We start from the raw sequence: 23536 nt of genomic DNA, 5'->3' as shown, positions 1-23536 counted from the left end.
GTTTAGGGTCAGCGTGAAGAATAAGGACTGCCGCCGTGAACACACTCACACACGCCTCGTCGATAAACGTACTTCTGATCAGCTGTGTGCTCAGTGCCGGTGTCAGCCTGACGAGCCAGGCAGGTGACGGCGTGATCGTGACCGGGCGCACCGTGCAAGGCCATATGTATGGGCGTACCTCGCTGCCCGACCCCTACCCCAACACTGCCAATGCCAACCCCAGCAAAGAGATCAACAGCGCCCTGACCGGCGAACTCAGCGACAGGGACATTGGCGGCATCAGCAGTGGTTCCAGCCTTGCCCGCACCCTTCAGCCCAATGGCAGCTTGTCGGGCCTGGGCGCCACCCAAAACAGCATGTCGACAATTGGCGCTGGCGCAGCGGCCGGCCACGGTGCGGGCAGCGGCAGCAGCATGGGCGGGCAGATCAGCGACTCGATCCAGCGTGGCATGGCGCCGCTCAACAATCTCGGCAGCATGATGGGGGGCAAGTGATGAAGCGCGCCCTGTTGATAGTCGCCCTGCTGGGCAGCGCCACGGCCATGGCCGACAACACTGCCGTGATCAACAACAGCGGCCAGCAGTACGACGGTGTGCTGTCGGTCAACCAGGCCGCCGGCAACCAGCAACAAATGTCCAACAGTCGCGCCATCGCGCTCGGTGGCCAGGCCACCAACGTCGACATTCAGCGCGTCGACGGCAAGGTCGACCCGTCCCTGAACGCCAAGGCAGCGATCCAGGGCAACTCATTCAGCAGTGGCAACGGTGTGCTGGGCATCAACCAGGCGGCCGGGGCCAATAACCAATCCATCAACGCTGTGCGGATCAGCCTCAACCCTGGCCCGCAGAGCATCGATGACAGCGTCCTGTTGCAACAGAACACGACGACGCTGGCAACCGACTCAGGGCTCACCCCCACCACTGGCAGCCGCCAGGTCGTGACCAGCGACCAGGCCTTCACCGGCAGCCGAGGAGTGACACAGGTGAACCAGAGTGCCGGGGTGGGGAACCGAGTGGCTAACACCCTGGGCATCACTATCAAGTAACCGCTTGGTAGACGTTCGTTAGACCGTACCAACACTTAACCAACTAATTAGAAGCAAGGAGAAACACCATGAAACCTCAAATGGCTCTGAAACCAATGGTTTTCGCTCTCGCCGCACTCATGGCTGCTGCTGCTCAAGCGGGTGGCTGGCATCCAACCCCACAACCCACCGGTACCGTGGCCGCTGTCGTCACCGATGTGCAAAAAAGCGAACACAACAAATTCGACGACACCAACACCGAGAACAACGCATCAGCCGACAACTCGGTAAATAGCAACAGCGGTAATGTCGGGGTCAACGCACAATCAGGTTCCGGCAACCAGGCTGACAACGCCGGCGCCATCTCCAGTGCCAAAGGCGACTTCGCCACCGTGTTTGCCGTGATTGATGTCGACCAAGGCAGCTCGCATAACAACTTCGTCAATAAAGGCACGCAAAACAACGCCTCCCTGGACGGCTCCATCACCGGCAACTCCGGCAACGTGGGTTACAACGGCCAGGCCGGCCAGGGCAACCAGGGTAAAAACAACCTGGCCATCACCACCGCTGACGGCAAGAACATCGCAGCGGCCTCCAACACCGAGCAGAACTCTCTCAACAACAGCTACCTGAACACGGCCGCCAGCAGCCATGGTTATGGCAAGCCTCAATACGTGTCCAACAACGCAAGCCTCGACAACTCGGTTAACCGCAACTCCGGCAACGTAGGTGTCAACCTGCAATCCGGTGCGGGCAACCAAGGCAGCAACAGCCTGTCGATCGGCCAAGGTTGCAGCGTCTGCGCCAGCGGCGTGCGCTTCTGATCCAACGGGGCCTTGGCGACAAGGCCCTTTTTTTTTCCAGTGTCCAACAGGTCATTCGATCATGCGTATCGCGACCCTCACCCTCTTGATGTTGCTCACCGGCACGACCTGGGCAGGCACCATGGCGGTTTCCGCCATGCCCGGTGGTGCGGTGATTTTCAAGAAGGTCGAGAGCATCCGTGAACGCAGGTTCGCCAACCTGGTGGAACAGAAAACCGATTTCAGCTGCGGTGCCGCGGCACTCGCCACCATCCTGCGCCAGGCCTATTGGCTGGACGTCGACGAAGCACACATCATCAAAGGCATGCTGGTCACCGCCGACCAGGACCTGGTACGAACTCAGGGTTTTTCCATGCTCGACATGAAGCGCTACCTCGAAAGCATCGGCATGCGTGCCCGGGGCTACAAGATCGCGCCCGAGACCCTGCTGACCGTGAAAATCCCCGTGGTGGTGCTGCTGGAAATCCGCGGCTACAAGCACTTCGTGGTGTTGCAACGGGCCGACAAGGACTGGGTGTACATCGGCGACCCCGTATTGGGCCACAAGCGCTATTCCCATGACGATTTCGTCAAAGGCTGGAATGGCATTGTCTTCGCCGTACTGGGCGAGGGTTACGACAAGGCCAACGTGTTGCTCGACCCGCCCCTGCCGCTGACCGCCAAGAGCCAGATGAATGAGTTCCGGCCCGTGGGCGATGCCGAGCTGATGGATTTCGGTTTTATCCAGAGCGACTTCTTCTAGAAGCGCAATAAGGGGCAGGACGCCCCAGGAGCAGCAGATGAACACTTCCCGTTGGCTGACGGTCTTGTGTCTGGCCGCCTCAATGCCTGCTTATGCGTCCTCGGGGTTCAAGCCCATCGAACTCAAGGACGCCGAAATGGCCGAGCTGCGTGGCCGTTACGTGATGCCGGGGCGCATCATCAGCTTTGGCATTGTCATGAGCAGCACCTGGACCAATGCCGAAGGTAGCAACATTACCGGCACGGCCAACATGCAGATCGATAAAACCACCATTACTCCTCAGTTCTATGTGCAAACCACCGGCTCGACCGGTACCGGTACCCCTCCCAACACGGGCACCGGCAATGTGGTCGGGGGTGCCGGCCTCGGCAGCGGCCAGGGCGTGACCCAAAGTGTGCGCACCGCCGGCGATGGCAACGCCGCCTACAACAATGTGGGCATCAACGTCGAGAATGGGGTTACCCCCGCCAATAACCTGCAGTCCGGCCAGGTGCTGGTGGCTGGCGGCACAGTGACCGGCGACAGCGCCGCGGGCCGTGTCAGCGTTTCGGCCAACAGTGGCGGCGTGCAGATGGCCATCCAGGCCAATCACAACCAGGGCAACAGCCTGCAACAGATCGGCGCGGGGAACGTGCTGCAGGGCACGGTTTTGACCGGCGATAGCAACCTTGTCAGAAACATCACCCAGATCAATGTCGTGATGAACAATAACGGGCTGAACAACGCCGCGTTGAACTGCAACCTGGATCAACTTAAAGGCCTACGCACGCTCGGTTATTGAACTACGCTGACCCTCGACACTTACGCATTAGAAAAGGACGGCTTATTTCATGCATCGATCGTTATCGCTACGTGCGGTGGTTTGTTTGAGTACGCTCTTGCCCGCATCCGTACTGTATGCCGCGCCAGACGCTGACATCGAAACCCTGAAGAAGGAACTGCTGGAACTCAAGCAACGTTACGACGTGCAGCAAAAAGCTCTGGCGGTGCTGGAGCAACGTGTGCGCCAGGTCGAGGACCAACCGGCAACGCCTGCCCCCAGGCGCCTGGCTAAATCACCTGCCGACTTCAAGAACGGCGCTAACGCTGTCGCGGCCAGCGGTACGGGCGCAGCCGCGGCGTCCGGAGGCGCTGGCGGAGGTGGCAGCTCCTACGGCCAGGCCCTCAAGGACGACTCGGCCCCTGCGCAAAGTGTGAGCAACCTGTACAACGAAGCCAGCGGCTTTTTCGGCAACGGCAAGTTCAGCGTGGAAACCGGCATCACGTATGCCCGTTATGACGCGCGCCAGTTGACGCTCAATGGTTTCCTGGCGCTGGACTCGATCTTCCTGGGCAACATCAACCTGGACCGGATCAAGTCCGACAGCTGGACCCTGGACCTCACCGGGCGCTACAACGTCGACAACCGCTGGCAGTTCGACCTGAACGTGCCGGTGGTGTACCGCGAGTCCACCTACCAGTCGGGCGGCGCCGGCAACGACGCCACGGCCACCTCCGAAGGCTCCGTGACCCGCGACCCGACCATCGGCGATGCCAACTTTGGCGTGGCCTACAAGTTCCTCGACGAAACCCCGACCTTGCCGGATGCGGTGGTGTCCGTGCGCGTCAAGGCACCGACGGGCAAGGAGCCTTTCGGCATCAAACTGGTCAAGCAACCGAACAACGACAACCTCTACGTGCCCGAAAGCCTGCCGACGGGTAACGGGGTCTGGTCTGTTACGCCGGGCATTTCCCTGGTCAAGACCTTCGACCCGGCCGTGTTGTTCGGTTCGTTGTCGTACACCCACAACTTTGAAGACTCTTTCGATGACATCAGCAGTGAAGTCAATCAGAAGGTGGGAGGCAAGGTGCGCCTGGGCGACAGCTTCCAGTTCGGGGTCGGCGTAGCGTTTGCCTTGAACGAGAAGATGAGCATGTCGTTCTCGGTGTCCGACCTGGTGCAACGCAAGAGCAAGCTCAAGCCGGATGGCGGCGACTGGCAATCGGTGGTGTCCAGCGATGCCAACGCCGGCTATTTCAACGTGGGCATGACCATTGCCGCCTCGGATAACCTGACCATCGTGCCGAACCTGGCGATCGGCATGACCGATGATGCGCCGGACTTTACGTTCAGCCTGAAATTCCCGTATTACTTCTGATTGGCTTGCCCGCAGGCGTTGTGTCAGTTGCTGCATCTGTGACTGCACTACCGCTTTCGCAGGCAAGCCAGCTCCCACATTGGCCATGCATTGCCCACAGAATCAGCGCCTGGCACAGATCCCCTGTGGGAGTGGGCTTGCTCGCGAAAGCGGTGTGTCAGTCACTGAATATTTAACTGAACCACCGCTTTCGCAGGCAAGCCAGCTCCCACATTGGCCATGCATTGCCTGCAGAATCAGCGCCTGGCACAGATCCCCTGTGGGAGCGGGCTTGCTCGCGAAAGCGGTGTGTCAGTCACTGAATATTTAACTGAACCACCGCTTTCGCAGGCAAGCCAGCTCCCACATTGGCCATGCATTGCCCACAGAATCAGCGCCTGACACAGATCCCCTGTGGGAGCGGGCTTGCCCGCGAAAGCGGTGTGTCAGTCACTGAGTATTTAACTGAACCACCGCTTTCGCAGGCAAGCCAGCTCCCACATTGGCCATGCATTGCCCACAGAATCAGCGCCTGGCACAGATCCCCTGTGGGAGCGGGCTTGCTCGCGAAGGCGGTATGTCAGCCACTGAAGCTTTAACTGAACCACCGCTTTCGCAGGCCTGCTCCCACGTTGGGTCTACCCGCCCTAGCGGATCTGGTGTTTGTGCAGCAACCGGTAGAATGTCGGCCGGGAAATCCCCAGCACGCGGGCTGCGACACTGAGGTTGTCGCTGTGCCGGTTGAGCACATCGCACAGCGCTTGGCGTTCGGCGCGGTGTTTGTAGTCTTCCAGTGTTGCCATCGGTGCCGAAATAACCTGCTGGCCTTGCAGCCCCAGGTCAACCGCTTCGATCTGCCGCCCTTCGGCCAGCACCAGGCCGCGGCGCACGCGGTTGGCCAGTTCACGCACATTGCCCGGCCACGGGTGTTGCCCCATCGCCACCAAGGCCTCTTCGCTGAAACTGCGCGGGCGCCGCCCGGTTTCCTGGCTATAGAAACGTGAAAAATGGTTGGCCAGCATCGCCACGTCGCCATGGCGTTCACGCAACGGCGCGGTGACCACTTGCAGGACATTCAGGCGGTAATACAGGTCTTCGCGAAACGCGCCCTTCTCCACCGCGGCCTCAAGGTTGACGTGAGTGGCGGCCAACACGCGTACATCCACCGGTATCGGCTGGCTGCCGCCGACGCGTTCGATGTGCTTTTCCTGAAGAAAGCGCAACAAGTTGGCTTGCAGCTCCATCGGCAGATCGCCAATTTCATCGAGGAACAGCGTGCCGCCGTTGGCCGCTTCAATACGCCCGATCTTGCGCTGGTGAGCGCCGGTAAACGCGCCTTTTTCGTGGCCGAACAGCTCGGACTGGATCAGGTGCTCAGGGATAGCGCCGCAATTGATCGCGACAAACGGCTTGGCGTGCCGTTGGGATTGGCGGTGCAAAGTCTTGGCCACCAACTCTTTACCCGTGCCACTGTCACCGCGGATCAACACCGGGGATTCCGTCGGCGCCAGCTTGGACAACAACTTGCGCAACTCACGAATGGGGCGGCTCTCGCCCAGCAATTCGTGGGGCTCATCCACCGGCGCGTAGCCCTTGCCACGCAGGCGCGCCATGCCGAACGCACGGCCCAGGGTCACCTGCACCCGGGACACATCGAAGGGCAAGGTGTGGAAGTCGAAGAACCATTCGCAGACAAAATCGCCGACGTTCTGCAAACGCAGTACATCCTGGCTGAGCACGGCGATCCACTCGGTGCCGCTGCGACCAATCAACTCCTTGACCGCTTCGGGGCGTTCCAGGTGGTCACGTTGCAAACGCAGCAGGCCCACATCGCAGGAGCGCTCACCCACCGCCTCCAGGGCACAGCTGTCCACTTCCCAGCCGGCGGTGCGTAAACCGGGCAAGAGCCCGTGGCAGTCGTCACAGGGGTCGACCACCAGTAAGCGGCGTTGGGGGGGCGTCGCAATCATGACTATTCCTTGGCGCCAAGATTGTTAAAGTTATTTAGAAACAACAGTTTGTGGCGACTGCTGGTAACCCTAGCAAGATCTTGACGCTGACCTTGTACCATTTCGCTATAAGTGTGGGCAAAAAGCCATGCCTGTTTCGTAGCGCGCCCGAAGTTGCCCGCCAGTGAAAGGCTTATTGCGCTTTCAAAACAGCCGCTTACATGACGTCAATCAGGGAAAGTTAAAATTTCTTGCCCTAGCATGTGACCCGCACCCCACCATCGTGCATCAGTACAAGTAACCCACCGCACGGTCAGCCCAACCGCCGGTACTCACTTGAATGGGCATACAGAGAGAAGACCCAAATGAACGCTCCGCTGCGCATCAACGAAGCTCTTTTGATTGCAGACCGTGCTTTCCAGCCCTTTCAGTGCGTGGCCTGGCACGATGGCGTTGGCGCCCTCAGCCTGAGCGTCATCGACCGTACCAACACCCGCATCGGCAGCAAACAGCTGTCCTCCACTGCGTATACCGACCCGGCTCAACTTGAAAACCTATTGTTGCAGGCCCGTGCCGAGCTCGATAAAGAGGGCCACCAGTTGCAACAGTGGGCAATGCCGAAGTAATTGCATGCAGCAACTTCCAGCCCAAGTAAAACTTGAGCTGGAAGTTGTGCAGTCATACGTCAGTCATTAACGTGCGGTGAGAATAAAACGCTCGAACGCCTCGGCAGCGCCGTCCTCGACATTACTGCCGGTGACCACATTGGCCTGGCGCTTGACGGTTTCTTCGGCCTGGCCCATGGCAATCGACAACCCCGCCACATGAAACATCGCCGGGTCATTGCCACCGTCGCCAATCGCGGCCGTTTGCGCAAGCGGCACGCCCAGGTGCTCGGCCAGGGTTTTCAAGGCTTCGCCTTTGTTGGCCAGCATCGCGGTCACGTCCAGGTACACCGGTTGCGAACGCGACACCTGGGCCAACCCCTGCACTTTGGGCTGCAATTGCGCTTCAAGCTCCACCAACAACTGGGTGTTGTTGCTAGCGGCGACGATCTTGTCGACCCGGTCCAGGTACGGCTCGAAACTCTCTACCACCACCGGCCCATAGCCCAAGCCATCAGCTTTGCGCTGCACCATGGGCCCGGGCGGATCACGGCGCAGCCAGTCACCATCGGCAAACACCCAGACTTCCACGTCCGACTCGGCCGAAAACAGCGCCAGGGTGATCAGTGCCGCTTCCGCCGGCAGATGGTGGGCAACCAGGATGCTGCCATCCGGGTTGACCAACGTGCCGCCATTGAAGCCCGCCACCGGCACATCAATACCGAAGGTTTCGATCAAATGCCGCATGGCCTTGGGCGGACGCCCGCTGGCCAGACTGAAAAGCACCCCGGTCTCGCGCATCGCGCGAATGGCATCGGCGGTGCGTTGGCTGAGGCTGTGGTCGGGATGCAATAGCGTCCCGTCCACATCACTGAGGACAAACCGGATGGGATGAATCGTCGCGTCACTCATCCGAGGCTATGCCAAGCGCGGCCATCGCGGGCCAGCAAGGCATCGGCCGCCGCCGGACCATCCTCACCCGCCTTGTAAGCCTGGATACCGTCATCTTGCTTCCACGCATCCAGGAACGGCTGCACTGCACGCCAACCGTTCTCGATGTTGTCGGCACGCTGGAACAGGGTCTGGTCGCCGGTCATGCAGTCATAGATCAGGGTTTCGTAGCCCGTCGACGGCTGCATTTCGAAGAAGTCCTTGTAGTCAAAGCCCAATTCGATATTGGCCATCTCCAGGGTCGGCCCAGGCTGCTTGGCCAACAGGTCGAACCACATGCCTTCGTTCGGCTGGATCTGAATCTTCAGGTAAGTGGGCTTGAGCTCATCGACTTCGGTATCGCGAAATTGCGCATACGGCGCCTGCTTGAAGCAGATCACAATCTCGGTGTCGCGGATGCTCATGCGCTTGCCGGTACGCAGGTAAAACGGCACACCGACCCAACGCCAGTTATCAATCATCACTTTCAGCGCGACGAAGGTCTCGGTGCTGCTGTCGGGCGCGACGTTGGCTTCTTCGCGATAACCGGGCAATGGCTTGCCGGCAATTTCTCCGGCGGTGTATTGGCCGCGCACCGAGTTGGCCCGCGCATCTTCCAGCGACCAGGGGCGGATCGCACCGACCACTTTGGCCTTCTCACCCCGCACCGCGTCGGCACCAAAGGCTGCCGGCGGTTCCATGGCAACCATCGCCAGCAACTGGAACAGGTGGTTGGGCACCATGTCCCGCAGCGTGCCGGTCTTCTCGAAGAAGTTGCCCCGGGTTTCCACGCCGACGGTTTCAGCGGCAGTAATTTGCACGTGATCGATGTAGTGGTTGTTCCAGAACGCTTCGAACAGCACGTTGGAGAAACGGCTGACCAGGATGTTCTGCACCGTCTCCTTGCCCAGGTAATGGTCGATGCGGTAGATCTGCTTCTCGCTCATCACCTTGAGCAGGCAGGCGTTGAGCGCCTCGGCGGTGGCCAGGTCGGAGCCGAACGGCTTCTCGATGACCACGCGGCGAAAGCCATCGTCGGTTTCATTCAACAAGCCGGCACTGCCCAGGCGCTGCACCACCTCACTGAAGAAGCGCGGTGCAGTGGCGAGGTAGAACACTGCATTGCCGGTGCCGCTGTCAGCGATCTTGCTGGCGATATCGGCATAGGTGCTGTCGTCGAGGAAATCGCCCTCGACGTAGCTGATGCCCTTGGCCAATTGCGCCCACAACGCAGGGTCGAGGGCGTTTTCGGCATTGCCCCGGACCTTGCTGGAGGCTTCGGTACGAATAAAGTCTTCGAGTTTCTTGGCAAAGTCCGCATCGCTGATGGCGTTGTGATCAACGCCGACAATACGCAGGCCATCGCCCAGCAACCCGTCGCGGCTCAGGTTGTACAGCGCCGGCATGAGCAGGCGCTTGACCAGGTCGCCATGGGCGCCAAACAGAAACAACGTGGTGGGTGGAGCAGGTTCGGCCTTGGGTTTTTTGCCGTTGGCGGTCATTTTTTGGAAGTCTCCACATGGCCACCAAAGCCGAAGCGCATGGCAGACAGCATTTTGTCACCGTAGGTGCTCTGCTGGCGGGAACGGAAACGCGCGAACAGCGAGGTCGACAACACTGGAACCGGCACCGCCTGCTCCATGGCCGCTTCGATAGTCCAACGGCCTTCACCGCTGTCGGCCACGGAGCCTGAGTAGCCGTCGAGTTTCGGGTCGGTGGCCAGGGCGTCGGCGGTCAGGTCCAGCAGCCAGGACGACACCACGCTGCCACGACGCCAGACTTCAGCGATGTCGCCAACGTTGAGGTCAAAGCGCTGGTCTTCTGGCAGGTTCTCCGAGTTCTTGGTCTTGAGGATGTCAAAACCTTCGGCAAACGCCTGCATCATCCCGTACTCGATGCCGTTGTGGATCATCTTGACGAAGTGGCCCGAACCCGCTGGGCCGGCGTGGATGTAACCCTGCTCGGCACGTGGGTCGGCAGAGGCCGAACGGTCCTTGGTGCGCGGGATGTTACCCAGGCCCGGCGCCAGGCTTTTGAAGATCGGGTCGAGGCGATTCACGGTCTCGGTGTCGCCACCGATCATCATGCAATAGCCACGCTCCAGGCCCCAGACGCCGCCTGAGGTGCCCACGTCCACATAGTGCAGGCCCTTTTCAGCCAGGGCCTTGCCGCGACGCACGTCGTCCTTGTAGTTGGTGTTGCCGCCGTCGATGATCACATCACCGTCTTCCAGCAGTTCGCTCAGCACGTTGATGGTGTCTTCGGTGGGCGCGCCCGCCGGCAACATCACCCAGACAGCGCGAGGCTTTTGCAGGCCGGCCACCAGCGCTTTCAAGTCGGCGACGCCGGTGGCGCCCTCCTCGCTCAGGGCTTTGACGAAGGCTTCGTTACGGTCGTATACAACGGTGGTATGCCCATTGAGCATCAGGCGCCGCGCAATGTTACCGCCCATGCGGCCTAGTCCGATAATCCCCAGTTGCATGTGCTGATGCTCCTAACTTCTAAAAAATGTGTGACATAGTTTATAGCGCAATGAGGCTAATGAGGGTTAGTCCAGAGCGGATCCGTGTAGTTTCATGACAAAAAAGTTGCCATCGTTTCACCATCACCCCGGCAAAAGTCACACGACCACCAAAAATAAAAAAGTTCCCTTGCAGCGAAAAAGAATTCAAACTTGCTTCCGACTGTTGCCAAAAACCTGTTTTGGCACCGCGATCTACCGGCTATTTGCGAGGTAAGCAATGAGCACAGCACAGATGACCCGTCCGCCACAGACCCTCTACGTCACTATCCGTCGCGATGAACTGCGCCAGTTGAAAGACGAGCGTGATCAGTTGCAACAGGAAGTCCTGCGCCTGCGTTCACACCTTCAAGCCCATCTCGATCAGCCGTCGGATGCCAAGCCTGCGCTGTGCTGAAGCCCGCGCCAGTAGCCTTGTAAGGCAATACCTACAGAAAACTCACAAAGTTTTCACACTCCCCTCTTGATACTCCCGTTCCGCGATGCCGCTCACTTCCTGGGCGGCCCGATGTTGCGCGCCTGTGCGCGACAATCTTTTTCTGATGGGGCGCTGGATGGCGATGTTCAAACGCAGCACGACGACTGCGAAAGGCTTTGATTGGGCCGGCCTTGGCTGGTTATTCCTGTTTTTCTGGTATTTCTCGGGTATTACCCAACTTCTTATCCAACTGACCGGCACCTCCGGCTTCAGTGGCTTCCGCCAGGCCTTCTTCATGAGTGCGCTGTGGCTGGCGCCGATGTTGCTATTCCCGCGTCGTACGCGCCTGCTCGCCGCCTTGATCGGCGTGGTGCTGTGGGCTTGCTCTATGGCGAGCCTGGGTTATTTCTTCATTTACCAGCAGGAGTTCTCCCAGAGCGTCATCTTCATCATGTTCGAGTCGAACATCTCTGAAGCCGGCGAATACGCCACCCAATACTTTGCCTGGTGGATCGTGCTGGCGTTCATTGCCCACACCGCCTTCGCCATCTTTCTGTGGACGCGCTTGCGCCCGGTGTACCTGCCGCGCGGTCAGTCGATCGTGGCAGCCATTGCCATCGTCCTGGCAGTGGTGGGCTACCCACTGGTCAAGCAGATCGCCACCAGCGAAACCATGGAATTGGCCATCGACCGTTTCGAAACCCGCATCGAGCCTGCCGTGCCTTGGCAGATGATCGTCGCCTACCGTCGCTACACCGAGCAGTTGGACAACATGCAAGGCATGCTCACCAGTGCGAGCAAGATCCCACCCTTGAACAACCTCAAGGACAGCATGGCCGGCCAGCCGTCCACACTCGTATTGGTGATCGGCGAGTCCACCAACCGCCAGCGCATGAGCCTCTACGGCTACCCGCGCAACACCACGCCGGAACTGGACAAGCTGCGCGACCAGTTGGCCGTGTTCGATAACGTCATCACCCCGCGCCCGTACACCATTGAAGCACTGCAACAGGTGCTGACCTTCGCCGACGAAGAAAACCCGGACCTGTACCTCAAGACGCCGTCGATTGTCAGCGTGATGAAACAGGCTGGCTACAAGACCTTCTGGATCACCAACCAGCAGACCATGACCAAACGCAACACCATGCTCACGACCTTTTCCGAACAGGCCGACGAGCAGGTGTACCTCAACAACAACCGCAACCAGAACGCCCGTCAGTACGACGGCGATGTACTGGCGCCGTTTTCCAAGGCCCTGGCCGATACCGCCGAGCGCAAGTTCATCGTGGTGCACCTGCTGGGCACCCACATGAGCTACCAGTACCGCTACCCGCCAACCTTCGACAAGTTCACCGACCGCCAGGGCGTGCCGGCGGGTGTCAGCGATGCGCAGTTGCCGACCTACAACAGCTATGACAACGCCGTGCTGTACAACGACTTCGTGGTCTCCAGCCTGATCAAGGACTACGCCAAGACCGACCCCAACGGCTTTTTGCTGTACCTGTCGGACCACGGTGAAGACGTGTTCGACTCCGCCGGCCATGACACCTTGGGCCGTAACGAAGGCAAGCCGACTGCGCCGATGTACACCATCCCGTTCATGGCCTACGCCTCGCCAAAATGGCGCGAAAGCCACGACTGGAGCTTTGCCGGCGACTTGCAGCGGCCTTACAGCAGTTCGCAGTTGATCCACACCTGGGCCGACATGGCAGGCTTGAGTTTCGACGAACTGGACCACAGCAAGAGCCTGGTGAGCGACAGCTTCAAGCCACGCCCGCTGTTGATCGGCAACCCTTACGAGACCAAGCAGAAGGCGCTGATCGACTTCAGCCTGATCAAGCCCAAGAAGGCCGACGGCGCCGAAGTGGTGGCCAAGTAAGCCAGGGCCTTGTAACAGAAAGATAACAATCATTCTCGTTTGAGCCTAAAGTTCCGCAGCTCCTTTCGTCTTTGAACCATGCCCTCCCTGCCTGGGGAGGTATCAAAGACGACAAGGAGTCTGCAGTGATGTTCGCGCCCTTCACCCGTTCCATGACCTTCACCCTCGGCCTGTTCAGCCTGGCACTGAGCCCGGATTCGCTGGCCGACACCACCCCCGAAACAGCCCCTACCCAAGCCTTGGAACTGGGCGCGACCACTATCAGCGCCGACGGCCTGGGCTCCACCACCGAGCATACCGGCGCCTACACCACCGGTTCGATGAGCACCGCCACGCGGCTGAACCTCTCCGTCAAGGAAACCCCGCAATCGATCTCGGTGGTCACACGCCAGCAGATGGACGACTTCAATCTTAATACCCTGACGGAGGTGTTGCGCCAGACCACGGGCGTCAACGTTCAGCATTACGACTCCGATCGTGTCTACTACTCCGCCCGAGGCTATGGCATCAACAACTTCCAGGTTGACGGCATGCTCAACACCTTCGGCTACATGAAGACCGACGCCGACACCATCATCTACGACCGCATCGAAGTAGTGCGCGGCGCGACGGGCCTGACCACGGGCGCAGGCGACCCTTCGGCCACCGTCAACATGGTGCGCAAGCGCCCTACCGCGCAGTGGCAGGCCAAGACCGGCATCAGTGGCGCCAGCCATGACAACTACTACAGCTACGTTGATGTGGGCGGCCCGCTGGCGTTCGACGGCAAGCTGCGCGGGCGCAGCGTGCTGGCCTACCGCGACAGTCGGTCCTTTCGTGACAACTATGGGCTGCAGCGGGCAGTGGGCTACGGCATCCTCGAGGCTGATCTTTCCGACGATACCGTGCTGGCCGTCGGCTTTGATTACCAGGACAAACAGGTACAGGGCACCTCCTGGGGCACCGTGCCCTACTGGAACAGCCAGGGCGGCAAGGCCAGGCTACCCCGCTCCACCAACATGGCGGCGCACTGGAGCTCCTGGCCACTGACCGACAAGACCACCTTCGCCACCCTCGACCATCGGCTCGGCGGCGACTGGCACTTGAAGGCCGCCTACACCCATCGCCAGAGCGACACCGATGGCAAGGTGTATTACGGCGGCGCCGGTTTCCCTAACCCCGACCGCAGCGGCATGACAGCCTGGGCCAGCCATATGCGCGGCACCTCGCGCATGGAGGCCATCGACCTCAACCTGGCCGGCAACTACACGCTGCTGGGCCGCGAACACGCGCTGATGATGGGCTATGGCGAAGCCGCCCAACGGGATGTCTCGCCCTTCATGCGCAGCGACCTGCCAGCCAGCTACTACCCCATCCAGGACTGGAAACACATGGGCGACATCGGCAAGTTCACCGACCAGGTGACCGACCTGAAGGGTGAGCACAGCAAGAAGCAACAGAAAGCCGGTTACCTGGCCACGCGGCTGAGCCTAACAGACCGCTTGCACGCCGTGCTGGGCAGCCGTTACGGCAGTTGGGAGCTGGAAAGCGCAGAGCCCAAATACAATGCCAACGACCAACTCACCGCGTCGGGCAAAACCAGCCAGACCCACAATGATATGTGGACGCCCTACGCCGGCCTGCTCTACGACATCACGCCGCAATACACCGTTTACGCCAGCTATACCGACATCTTCAAACCCCAGAACAACCGCGATGCCAACAAGAAGTACCTGGAGCCCGTGGTCGGCAGTAACTACGAAGTGGGCCTCAAGGGCAGTGTGCTGAACGAGCGCTTGAACCTGGCCGCTGCGTACTTCTGGAGCACCCAGGACAACGTCGCCGAGCGAGATGACTCAGTACCGCCCAATCCGGTCACCGGCGAGGAATACTACAAATCCGGCGGCAAAGGTAACAAGGTCAACGGCTTCGAGCTGGAAGCCGCCGGGGAAATCACGCCAAACTGGAATCTGACCGCCGGCTATACCTACACCCATTCGGTCAATGGCTCAGACAAACGCACTAACACCAGCCAACCCTTGAACCTGCTGAAGATCTCCAGCGCCTATCGCCTGCCGGGCGCCTGGCGCAATCTGACGGTCGGCGGCGCCGTGAACTGGCAGAGCGAAACCTACGACTTCAGCAACCGCCCGACCGGGCAGCGCAACAGCGACGGCCGGCCGATCACCACCCGGGCGAAAATCACGCAGCAGGGCTACACCGTGGTCAACCTGATGTCGCGCTACCAGTTCGATGAACAGGTTTCGGCGTCGGTCAACGTGAACAATCTCTTTGATAAGAAATACTACGAGCGCGTTGGTTTTTATAACGGTGTGTATTGGGGCGAGCCGCGTTCCGTCACGTTGGCGCTGGATTGGAAGCTGTAGCCGCGCACATTGAAGTTAACGAAACTGTTAACTTCAACTGCACTTTCAGTTAATTCCCACTTAATAAGATAACGCCATAGTCGCTCCATGATCTGATCACGGAGCGACCGGACACCTATCACTTTTAATTGGGAATACCGCGATGAAAATGTCGACCTTGATGCTGGCCAGCCTGATCACCCTGACCTCCGCCGCCGCCTTTGCAGAGGGCGGTGCAGAACGCTCCAAGGAGTTCTACAACAACTTCAGCTTTATTCAGGAAAAAACCCACGGCAAGGCTGAACAGCAAGTTGCCAGCGCCGATGGCAAGTCGGTTAAATCGGAGACTGTCGATCAGGCACAACCGAACAGTTGATTTAATGCTTACTTAATCCGTAGCACCCTGCGCCATTCTGCTCCGTTGGCGAAGGCTTATTGGGCGCCATTGAATGGCGCCCTTTTTTTGCCGGTTATTTATTACAACGGTTTATGCCAGAACAGCATCCGCCCATGGGCGGGATCAAACACTGAGTCGTCAAACCCGAACTTGCGGTATGCCGACTGCGCCAATTCATTGCCTTCCAGTACCTCGAGGGTGATCTTGCAGCAACCACGCTGCCGGGCGATTTCCTCGACCTTTTGCAGCATCTTCTGACTCAAGCCCAAGCCGCGGAATTGCTCCTTCACCACCACATCGTGGACGTTGACCAAGGGCCGGCAGGCGAAGGTCGAGAAGCCTTCAAAGCAATTGACCAACCCCGCTGGCTCACCTGCGACAAACGCCAGCACGCTGAACGCGTGTGGGCGCTTGGCCAGCTCGGCGGGCAGTTGCTGCAAGAGATCGGCTGGCAGGCTGTGGCCGCCGCCCATCGGATCTTCAGCGTAATGGTTGAGCAGCAGGCCAATGGCGTCGGCGTGCACGGCGTTGGTATAGCTGGCTTGCAGCACCAGGATGTCTGGGGTGTCCATGTCCTTCCTCGATAGCGACAACCAGGGAATCGTTTCCCTTTGAGAGGGGCGATTGTAAGCGTGGAGTCGGCAGTAGATGAAGGAGATACGCGACAAATAGCTGACAGAAAGTGCGAAGGTTGCGCGCACCAAAGCGCGCAATGAGCCCGCAAGCGGCGATTTTTCCTAGGTGGCGAAGCGTTGCAGTTGCATCTCCTGCAGCCGGCTCAGGGTGCGACGGAAAGGAAATTCCAAGTAACCATCGGTGTACAGGTGCTGCAGCGGCACACGGGCTTCGATAAAGAGCGGCACCTTGCGGTCGTAGCATTCGTCTACCAAGGCGATAAAGCGCCGTACGCTGTCATCGTGCACCGACAACTGCGGCAACTCTCGATCCCCAGCCACCACGCGCTCGGCGCCGTCTTCAGTGCCACGGGCAATTCGGCCCGGGCGTTTCTGTGCACTGAGGTTGGGGACGTCTCCCAGCAGGATGGCGCGGAAGCGATCACACAACAGCATGAAATCCATGGCGGCCAGGGGCTGCTCGCACAAGTCGGCATAACGGCACCAAAGCACGGTGTCACTGGCCTGCACCGTCATGATGGAGCGGTGCCCTACGCTTACTGCCCCGCGGATCACGGTTTGCCCTTGGCTCAATTGTTGAAACACCGCCGCCAGTGCCTCGGATTGATTCACCCAATAGCGCTGCATGCCAGCGCCGGGATGCAAGCGATGATCCTCGCCACCGTCCACCGCCACCACCTGCATATGCTGCTTGAGCGCATCGATGCCCGGCAGGAAACGCTCACGGTTAAAGCCATCGGCATACAACTGGTCGGGCGGCTGGTTGGACGTACACACCATCACCACGCCTTCCTCGAACATCACCTGGAACAGGCGGCCGAGAATGATCGCATCCCCGATATCATTCACAAACAGCTCATCGAAGCACAGCACGCGCACGGCCTGGCTCAGCTCCCGGGCCAGCGCCTGCAAGGGGTCATGGGTGCCCGTGAGCTGGAATAAGCGCTGGTGCACCCACGCCATGAAGTGGTGAAAATGCTGGCGCCGCGCCGGCACGCGCAGGCTTTGGTAGAACTGGTCCATCAGCCAGGTCTTGCCGCGCCCCACGGGGCCCCACAGGTACACGCCGGCAATCGGTGAACGCCCTTGGTGCAAGGCCTCGTGACAGGCTTGCAGGGCTTGGACCGCCCGGCGCTGGGCGTCATCGGCGACGAAACCTGGCTGGGTGATGGCGTGTTGATAAGCGGCGAGAGGCGAGTCGAAAGTCATGCTTGCCAGTATGACTGATACACCGGATATGTACTCAGCTTGATCCCGCGACGGCCTGCCAACCGACACCTATCTACCTGGCCCCCCACGATCCAACTGTGGGAGCTGGCTTGCCTGCGATAGTGGCCTGACAGCCTATACCTATCTAACTGACACCCCCGCGATCCAACTGTGGGAGCTGGCTTGCCTGCGATGACGGCCTCACAGTCGACACTGTTATACCGAGTACATATCCATTGCTGCGCTAACGGCTACTTAGGGTTCCGCCCTGACGGCGGCTCACTTTGCAAAAGCCGGGATGCCGGCCCAGGCCAAAGTAAGCAAAACGCTCTGGCCCCACCACTCGGCACCTCGCTTAGGCTCGGTGTGCCCGTAATCCGCCAGCGTGGTTTAACGGGGCGCCTAAGATCAAAAGCAGATCAAGATCAAGAGCGGCTCGCTTCGCATCGTGGTTACCGTTTGCTGCTACAGCCCAAACAGTTGTATCGGGAGCAAGCAGCGTCGCATTAAAGCTACAGATCAGTGATTTCCTTGTGGCGCGGCACCAGCGTCTTCATCACGCTCCAGGCCACCAGGTAAGCCAGGGCGCAGATGGCGAACATGATCATGTAGCCGGTATGGATGTCGTTGATGGACTTGTAATAGTCGAACACCCAACCGCCGATCTTGGTCATGAGCACGCCGCCCAAGCCACCGGCCATGCCGCCAATGCCGACCACCGAGGCCACTGTTTTCTGCGGGAACATGTCGGACACGGTGGTGAATATATTGCATGACCACGCCTGGTGTGCCGAAGCGCCCACGCCGATCAGCAGCACCGGCACCCAGAAGCTGAGGTAACCCAGCGGCTGCGCCAGCAACACCACCAGCGGGAACAGCGCAATCACCAGCATGGCTTTCATGCGCCCGTCATAGGGGGCATCGCCGCGTGCCATGAAGTAGCTGGGGAACCAGCCGCCGCCAATGCTGCCGACCATGGTCATGCTGTACAGCACCGCCAATGGCATCACGATATCGGCGCCTTTCATGCCGTATTGGGCAGACAGGTAGGTGGGCAGCCAGAACAGGAAAAACCACCACACGCCGTCAGTCATGAACTTGCCAAAGGCAAACGCCCAGGTCTGGCGGTAGGTCAACAGTTTGAACCAGGAGACTTTCTTCCCTGAGGTGCCCGTCGGCGCCGGGGTGAACGGCTGTACGGCCTGGTCGCTGCGGATGTAGGCCAGCTCTTCAGGCGACAGACGTTTTTGCTCTTCCGGTTTTTCGTACACGGCGGCCCACACGCCTACCCACACAAAACCCAGCATGCCGATGACCATAAAGGCCGCCTCCCAGCCCCACAGGCCGGCAATCAAGGGGACACAGATGGGCGCCAGGATCGCGCCGACATTGGCGCCGGAGTTGAAGATGCCGGTAGCCAGGGAGCGTTCTTTCTTGGGGAAATATTCGGCAGTGGCCTTGATCGCGATCGGGAAGTTACCCGCTTCGCCAATCGCCAACACCGCCCGTGAAAGCATGAAGCCGGCGATCGACACCGGGATCACCGCCAGGCCAATGGCGCCGCTGACGGCTGCAATACCCTCGCCCATCGGCACCGAAAACGCATGCATGATCGCGCCGGTGGACCAGATACCAATCGCTACTACATAAGCGGCCTTGGTGCCGATCTTGTCGACGAAGCGCCCGGCAAACAGCATGGAAATGGCGTAGACAAACTGGAACACCGCCGCGATGTTGGCGTAATCGGTGTTGCTCCAGCCAAACTGCGTCGAGAGTTGCGGCGCCAACAGGCTGAGCACCTGGCGGTCGAGGTAATTGACCGTGGTGGCGAAAAACAACATCGCGCAGATCGTCCAGCGATAGCTGCCGACCGCCTGGCCGACACGAAGGGCACTGATGGGCTCGTTCAGATTCATGGCATCACTTTTTATTTTTGTTAGGTAGGACATATGTAACGTCATATGTCGTCGTACAACTACGAGTTTTATAGCGAGACGCCCGCGCAGTGTCAATCGCAAAGATTGCCGCTTATCGAGGATTTACGTGGAATAGGAAAATGTCAGGCTTGTACAGTTGTAGGATGACAAACCCGGAGCACCAGGCTGGGCGCTTGACCGGGGACATCCTCCAGCAGGCCAAAACGTTGCATGCCGAGTTTCTCCAGTACGCGGATCGACGCAGCATGATCGGGCCGCACCAGGCCGAAGACTTCTGGTAAAGACAGGGTGTCGAACGCCAGCGCCAGTGCATCCCGCCCCAGCTCAGTGGCATACCCCTGCCCCCAGGCCTCGACGGCCAGGCGATAACCAAGGTTGATGCGCCGCTGCGTCAGGTAGTTAAGTGGCGCAATGCCGCCAAATCCGATGATGTGTTCGGGGCTCTCTTTCCGGGCAATTGCCCACCAGCCGTAACCCTGGGATGCCCATTGCTCCAGCCAGTGATCCAATAGCCGTTGTGCCGCCTCGATGTTGGGCAGCGGGCCGGCAGGATTGAACAAATTGGTCTGTGCATCACCGAAGATCGCGAACAATCGCTGAACGTCTGCGTGCCGTGGTTGGCGGTAGGTGAGCCGCGAGTGGCTGCTGGGCATATGACTGACTTCCCTGTTCTATCTAACAATGACAACCCCCTGTGGGAGCGCTCGAGCTTTAGCGAGGCCGCGATGGCGATAGTTCACGCAACATAAATGCCAACAGTACCGCCGCCTTCGTAGCCTCGCCGGGGCTCGACAACTCCCACATTTGATCTGTTTTGCCGCTAGTTATGCATAGGCCTCGAAAACCGAAGGTTTCATCCCATGCGAGAAAAAATACACAAAGCGGTGAATTATTTCGTGTCCACTTGTATCTGAACTGACAGAGCGGTGCCATCGTAGCGATGGCACCTCCCCTGTTCAGCTTTTGAGTGGCCCGCATGAAACTACGTAAAAAACGCGTCAAACCCATCGGATTGAAAGACATCACCATTGTCGACGACAACAAGATGCGCAAGGCGATCACCGCTGCCGCACTTGGCAATGCCATGGAATGGTTCGACTTTGGCGTCTATGGCTTTGTCGCCTATGTGCTGGGCAAAGTGTTCTTCCCCGATGCCTCCCCCAGCGTGCAGATGATCGCTGCACTGGGCACCTTCTCCGTCCCCTTCCTGATTCGCCCGCTGGGCGGCCTGTTCTTCGGCGCACTGGGCGATAAGTACGGGCGGCAAAAAGTCCTGGCCGCCACCATCGTGATCATGTCCCTGAGCACGTTCGCCATCGGCTTGATCCCCGGCTATGCCTCCATTGGCATCTGGGCGCCGATACTGTTGCTGCTGTGCAAAATGGCCCAGGGTTTCTCGGTGGGCGGCGAGTACACCGGCGCGTCGATTTTCGTGGCTGAATACGCTCCGGACCGCAAGCGCGGCTTTCTTGGCAGTTGGCTGGACTTCGGCTCCATCGCCGGTTTCGTGCTCGGCGCGGGTGTGGTGGTGTTGATCTCCACCGTGCTCGGTGAAGCAGAATTCGAGGCCTGGGGCTGGCGCCTGCCGTTCTTCCTCGCCCTGCCCCTGGGCATCATCGGCCTGTACCTGCGCCACGCACTGGAAGAGACCCCAGCGTTCCAACAGCATGTCGACAAACTTGAACAGGGTGACCGCGAAGGCTTGAGCCACGGCCCTAAAGTCTCGTTCAAGGAAATCGCCACCAAGCACTGGCGTAGCCTGCTGACCTGCATCGGTATCGTCGCGGCCACCAACGTGACCTACTACATGCTGCTCACCTACATGCCGAGCTACCTGTCCCACAACCTGCACTATGCCGAAAACAGCGGCGTGCTGATCATCATCGCGATCATGGTCGGCATGTTGTTCGTGCAGCCGTTCATTGGCTTTGTCAGCGACAAGATCGGCCGCAAGCCGTTCATCATCGCCGGCAGCATTGGCCTGCTGTTCCTGTCGATCCCTGCTTTCATGCTGATCACCAGCGGCAAGACCGGCCTGATCTTCGGCGGCCTGTTGATTCTGGCGGTGGTGCTGAACTTCTTTATCGGCGTGATGGCGTCGACCTTGCCAGCAATGTTCCCCACCCACCTGCGCTACAGCGCCCTGGCCAGTGCCTTCAACGTCTCGGTACTGATCGCCGGTGTCACGCCCACTGCGGTGGCCTGGCTGGTGGAGAGCACCAACAACCTGTACATGCCCGCTTATTACTTGATGGTGTTCGCGGTGGTTGGCCTGATCACGGGCCTGACCATGAAGGAAACCGCCAACAAGCCCCTGCGCGGTGCGGCCCCGGCGGCTTCCGACATGGAAGAAGCCAAGGAGCTGCTGCAGGAGCATCACGACAATATCGAGCAGAAAATCGAAGACATTGACGCCGAGATTGCCGCGCTGCAAACCAAGCGGGAAAACCTGGTACAGCAACACCCGCGTATCAATTAATAACCTGACTGTGCGTGGTCGCGACCTGCGACCACGCCATTGGAGCGTTAAGCATGGTTTCAAGCGTCACCGCCGCACACAGGTTACTCAGCGCAGACGAGCGCGCCGCCATTGCCGAAATTGAAGCAACCACCAACATCCTCAAGCTGGTCACTCGTCTGACCGGGATGAGATTCGCCGGCATCGCCAAGTTCACCGACCAGGAATGGGTGGTGTGTTCGGCCTACGACCCGCTGCAAATGGGCATCAACGTCGACGACGTACTCGACCTTGAAACTACCCTGTGCAGTGAGTTCTGCATCAACCCACACACCCTGTTCATTCCCCAGATCAGCCAGAACGGCCGTTTCGCGTCACGCCCGGTGGTCAAGCAATACGCCATCGAAAGCTACGCCGGCGCGCCGATCTTCCTGCCCGATGGCCGCCTGTTCGGGGCGCTGTGTGCGCTGGACTCACGGGCCATGCTGTTCGACGACCCGAACCTGCCGGAAACCCTGAGCCTGTTCGCCCGGCTGATTGGCTGCATCTTCTACGCTAATTTGACCCCGGCGGATCACTGACACCCGCCCTGCCCCGCAGTGTTGCCATGTCGCGCTTGGGCGGCACCCCGAACAGCCGGCTGTACTCACGGCTGAATTGCGACGGGCTCTCATACCCGACTTTGAACGCGGCACTGGACACATCCTGGTGCTCGTTCAACATCAACCGACGCGCTTCATTCAAACGCAGCCATTTCTGGTATTGCAGCGGGCTCATCGCGGTCAGTTGCCGGAAATGATGGTGGAAGGTCGCCGCGCTCATTTGCACCCGCGCTGCCAGCTCTTCCACCCGCAGGGCGGCGTCGAAATTCAACTTCAGCCAGTCAATGGCCTTGGCAATCCGATAGCCCTGCCCGTCCACCGAGCAGATCTGGCGCAGTCGGCCGGCCTGGTCGCTTTTCAATAGCCGGTAATGAATCTCGCGCTGGATCAATGGCGCGAGTACCGGAATCGCTTCGGGTTCATCCAGCAACGCCACCAGGCGCGCGAATGCGGCCAGCATGCCGTCGGTGACCGTGCCGATCCCCACACCCTTCATGACCGCACGCTCACGCACCGGCGGCAAGCCACCCTGGGCGATCAGCTCGGCGAGCATGCGCAGGTCCAGCTTGAACGTCAGCCCCAGGCACGGCTGCTCGGGGCTGGCCGCCAGCACCTCGGAATTGGCGGGGATGTCCAACGATGTCACCAGGAACCGGGACGTGTCGTAGGGATAGCCCTCGCCGCCCACCCACAACTGCTTCTCGCCCTGGGCCACCAGCACGATGCACGGCTCAACCATGCACACCACCGGCGCAGCGGGTTGCTCACGCCGATAAAAGCCCAGGCCGGGGATCGGCATGGCGTAGTCGCCGGGCGACGGCGTGCGCGAACCAATCGACTGGATCAGCGCGTTCAATGGGGTGGGAGTGGACGTCATGACAGACCCTTTCAATGCTTCATTGCACTTTACCCGCGCAAGTCACGGGCGTCGTCATCTGGCGCTG

22 protein-coding genes are annotated in these 23536 nt (G+C 59.7%); 13 read left to right on the top strand and 9 right to left on the bottom strand.

The window, feature by feature from the left end:
* Window positions 1-35 precede the first annotated feature (35 nt).
* The 6 genes from TX24_RS06025 (at window position 36) to TX24_RS06000 (ending at window position 4728) form a co-directional block, all read left to right on the top strand.
* Complete coding sequence (locus tag TX24_RS06025; RefSeq protein WP_003190896.1) at window positions 36-494, top strand: hypothetical protein; 459 nt, start codon at window positions 36-38, stop codon at window positions 492-494.
* On the top strand, window positions 494-1045 hold the full coding sequence (locus TX24_RS06020; RefSeq protein WP_003190894.1) for a hypothetical protein: 552 nt from the start codon (window positions 494-496) through the stop codon (window positions 1043-1045). The genes TX24_RS06025 and TX24_RS06020 overlap by 1 nt, the downstream gene beginning before the upstream one ends.
* Before the next feature lie 68 nt (window positions 1046-1113).
* On the top strand, window positions 1114-1848 hold the full coding sequence (locus TX24_RS06015; protein ID WP_003190893.1) for a hypothetical protein: 735 nt from the start codon (window positions 1114-1116) through the stop codon (window positions 1846-1848).
* 61 nt (window positions 1849-1909) lie between these two features.
* A complete protein-coding gene (locus TX24_RS06010) occupies window positions 1910-2590 on the top strand; it encodes a C39 family peptidase (RefSeq protein ID WP_057709899.1) in 681 nt (226 codons plus the stop codon).
* A gap of 37 nt (window positions 2591-2627) precedes the next feature.
* Window positions 2628-3371: a hypothetical protein gene (locus TX24_RS06005; RefSeq protein ID WP_057709898.1), complete on the top strand. Its 744-nt coding sequence runs from the start codon at window positions 2628-2630 to the stop codon at window positions 3369-3371.
* A 49-nt stretch (window positions 3372-3420) separates the two neighbouring features.
* A complete protein-coding gene (locus tag TX24_RS06000; protein ID WP_057709897.1) occupies window positions 3421-4728 on the top strand; it encodes a coiled-coil domain-containing protein in 1308 nt (435 codons plus the stop codon).
* 626 nt (window positions 4729-5354) lie between these two features.
* Here TX24_RS06000 and TX24_RS05995 read toward each other — a convergent pair.
* A complete protein-coding gene (locus tag TX24_RS05995; protein ID WP_003190886.1) occupies window positions 5355-6677 on the bottom strand; it encodes a sigma-54 dependent transcriptional regulator in 1323 nt (440 codons plus the stop codon).
* A gap of 344 nt (window positions 6678-7021) precedes the next feature.
* On the opposite strand from TX24_RS05995, the gene TX24_RS05990 reads away from it, so the two are divergent.
* Window positions 7022-7282 carry a hypothetical protein gene (locus tag TX24_RS05990; protein WP_003190885.1) on the top strand — a complete coding sequence of 87 codons (261 nt, stop codon included), beginning with the start codon at window positions 7022-7024 and terminating at the stop codon, window positions 7280-7282.
* A 66-nt stretch (window positions 7283-7348) separates the two neighbouring features.
* On the opposite strand, the gene TX24_RS05985 is transcribed toward TX24_RS05990, so the two are convergent.
* Genes TX24_RS05985 through gnd form a run of 3 tightly spaced genes read right to left on the bottom strand, consistent with a single transcriptional unit; the run spans window position 7349 to window position 10673 of the window.
* A complete protein-coding gene (locus TX24_RS05985) occupies window positions 7349-8173 on the bottom strand; it encodes a Cof-type HAD-IIB family hydrolase (RefSeq protein ID WP_057709896.1) in 825 nt (274 codons plus the stop codon).
* Window positions 8170-9693, bottom strand: a complete 1524-nt coding sequence (zwf, locus tag TX24_RS05980; protein ID WP_003190883.1) for a glucose-6-phosphate dehydrogenase — start codon at window positions 9691-9693, stop codon at window positions 8170-8172. Before zwf ends, TX24_RS05985 begins: the two co-directional genes overlap by 4 nt.
* Window positions 9690-10673, bottom strand: coding sequence for a phosphogluconate dehydrogenase (NAD(+)-dependent, decarboxylating) (gene gnd / locus TX24_RS05975; protein ID WP_003190882.1), 984 nt, complete (start codon window positions 10671-10673; stop codon window positions 9690-9692). Before gnd ends, zwf begins: the two co-directional genes overlap by 4 nt.
* A 259-nt stretch (window positions 10674-10932) precedes the next feature.
* Between gnd and TX24_RS32110 the strand changes: the two genes are divergently transcribed.
* The 4 genes from TX24_RS32110 (at window position 10933) to TX24_RS05960 (ending at window position 15730) form a co-directional block, all read left to right on the top strand.
* Window positions 10933-11109: a DUF6026 family protein gene (locus tag TX24_RS32110; protein ID WP_153475996.1), complete on the top strand. Its 177-nt coding sequence runs from the start codon at window positions 10933-10935 to the stop codon at window positions 11107-11109.
* A 157-nt stretch (window positions 11110-11266) separates the two neighbouring features.
* Window positions 11267-13009 carry a phosphoethanolamine transferase CptA gene (locus TX24_RS05970; RefSeq protein ID WP_003190879.1) on the top strand — a complete coding sequence of 581 codons (1743 nt, stop codon included), beginning with the start codon at window positions 11267-11269 and terminating at the stop codon, window positions 13007-13009.
* Between the two features lie 128 nt (window positions 13010-13137).
* Window positions 13138-15375, top strand: coding sequence for a TonB-dependent siderophore receptor (locus TX24_RS05965; protein ID WP_057709895.1), 2238 nt, complete (start codon window positions 13138-13140; stop codon window positions 15373-15375).
* Window positions 15376-15517: 142 nt separating this feature from the next.
* Window positions 15518-15730, top strand: a complete 213-nt coding sequence (locus TX24_RS05960) for a hypothetical protein (RefSeq protein ID WP_034135463.1) — start codon at window positions 15518-15520, stop codon at window positions 15728-15730.
* Window positions 15731-15831: 101 nt separating this feature from the next.
* Here TX24_RS05960 and TX24_RS05955 read toward each other — a convergent pair whose 3' ends face one another.
* The 4 genes from TX24_RS05955 to TX24_RS05940 all read right to left on the bottom strand — a co-directional run bounded on the left by TX24_RS05955 (window position 15832) and on the right by TX24_RS05940 (window position 20185).
* A complete protein-coding gene (locus tag TX24_RS05955) occupies window positions 15832-16323 on the bottom strand; it encodes a GNAT family N-acetyltransferase (protein WP_057709894.1) in 492 nt (163 codons plus the stop codon).
* 165 nt (window positions 16324-16488) lie between these two features.
* A complete protein-coding gene (zapE, locus tag TX24_RS05950) occupies window positions 16489-17595 on the bottom strand; it encodes a cell division protein ZapE (protein WP_057709893.1) in 1107 nt (368 codons plus the stop codon).
* Between the two features lie 512 nt (window positions 17596-18107).
* On the bottom strand, window positions 18108-19511 hold the full coding sequence (locus TX24_RS05945) for an MFS transporter (RefSeq protein ID WP_057709892.1): 1404 nt from the start codon (window positions 19509-19511) through the stop codon (window positions 18108-18110).
* A gap of 143 nt (window positions 19512-19654) precedes the next feature.
* A complete protein-coding gene (locus TX24_RS05940) occupies window positions 19655-20185 on the bottom strand; it encodes a GNAT family N-acetyltransferase (protein WP_057709891.1) in 531 nt (176 codons plus the stop codon).
* A gap of 323 nt (window positions 20186-20508) precedes the next feature.
* Between TX24_RS05940 and proP the strand changes: the two genes are divergently transcribed.
* Window positions 20509-22011: a glycine betaine/L-proline transporter ProP gene (proP, locus tag TX24_RS05935; protein ID WP_003190871.1), complete on the top strand. Its 1503-nt coding sequence runs from the start codon at window positions 20509-20511 to the stop codon at window positions 22009-22011.
* Between the two features lie 53 nt (window positions 22012-22064).
* On the top strand, window positions 22065-22571 hold the full coding sequence (locus tag TX24_RS05930; RefSeq protein ID WP_020302594.1) for a GAF domain-containing protein: 507 nt from the start codon (window positions 22065-22067) through the stop codon (window positions 22569-22571).
* Here the strand turns inward: TX24_RS05930 and TX24_RS05925 are convergent.
* On the bottom strand, window positions 22546-23469 hold the full coding sequence (locus tag TX24_RS05925; protein WP_003190868.1) for an AraC family transcriptional regulator: 924 nt from the start codon (window positions 23467-23469) through the stop codon (window positions 22546-22548). The genes TX24_RS05930 and TX24_RS05925 overlap by 26 nt on opposite strands.
* Between the last annotated feature and the right edge of the window lie 67 nt (window positions 23470-23536).

It is taken from the genome of Pseudomonas lactis (assembly GCF_001439845.1).
GTDB lineage: Bacteria > Pseudomonadota > Gammaproteobacteria > Pseudomonadales > Pseudomonadaceae > Aquipseudomonas > Aquipseudomonas lactis.
This window is presented reverse-complemented; position numbering and strand designations above follow the sequence as displayed.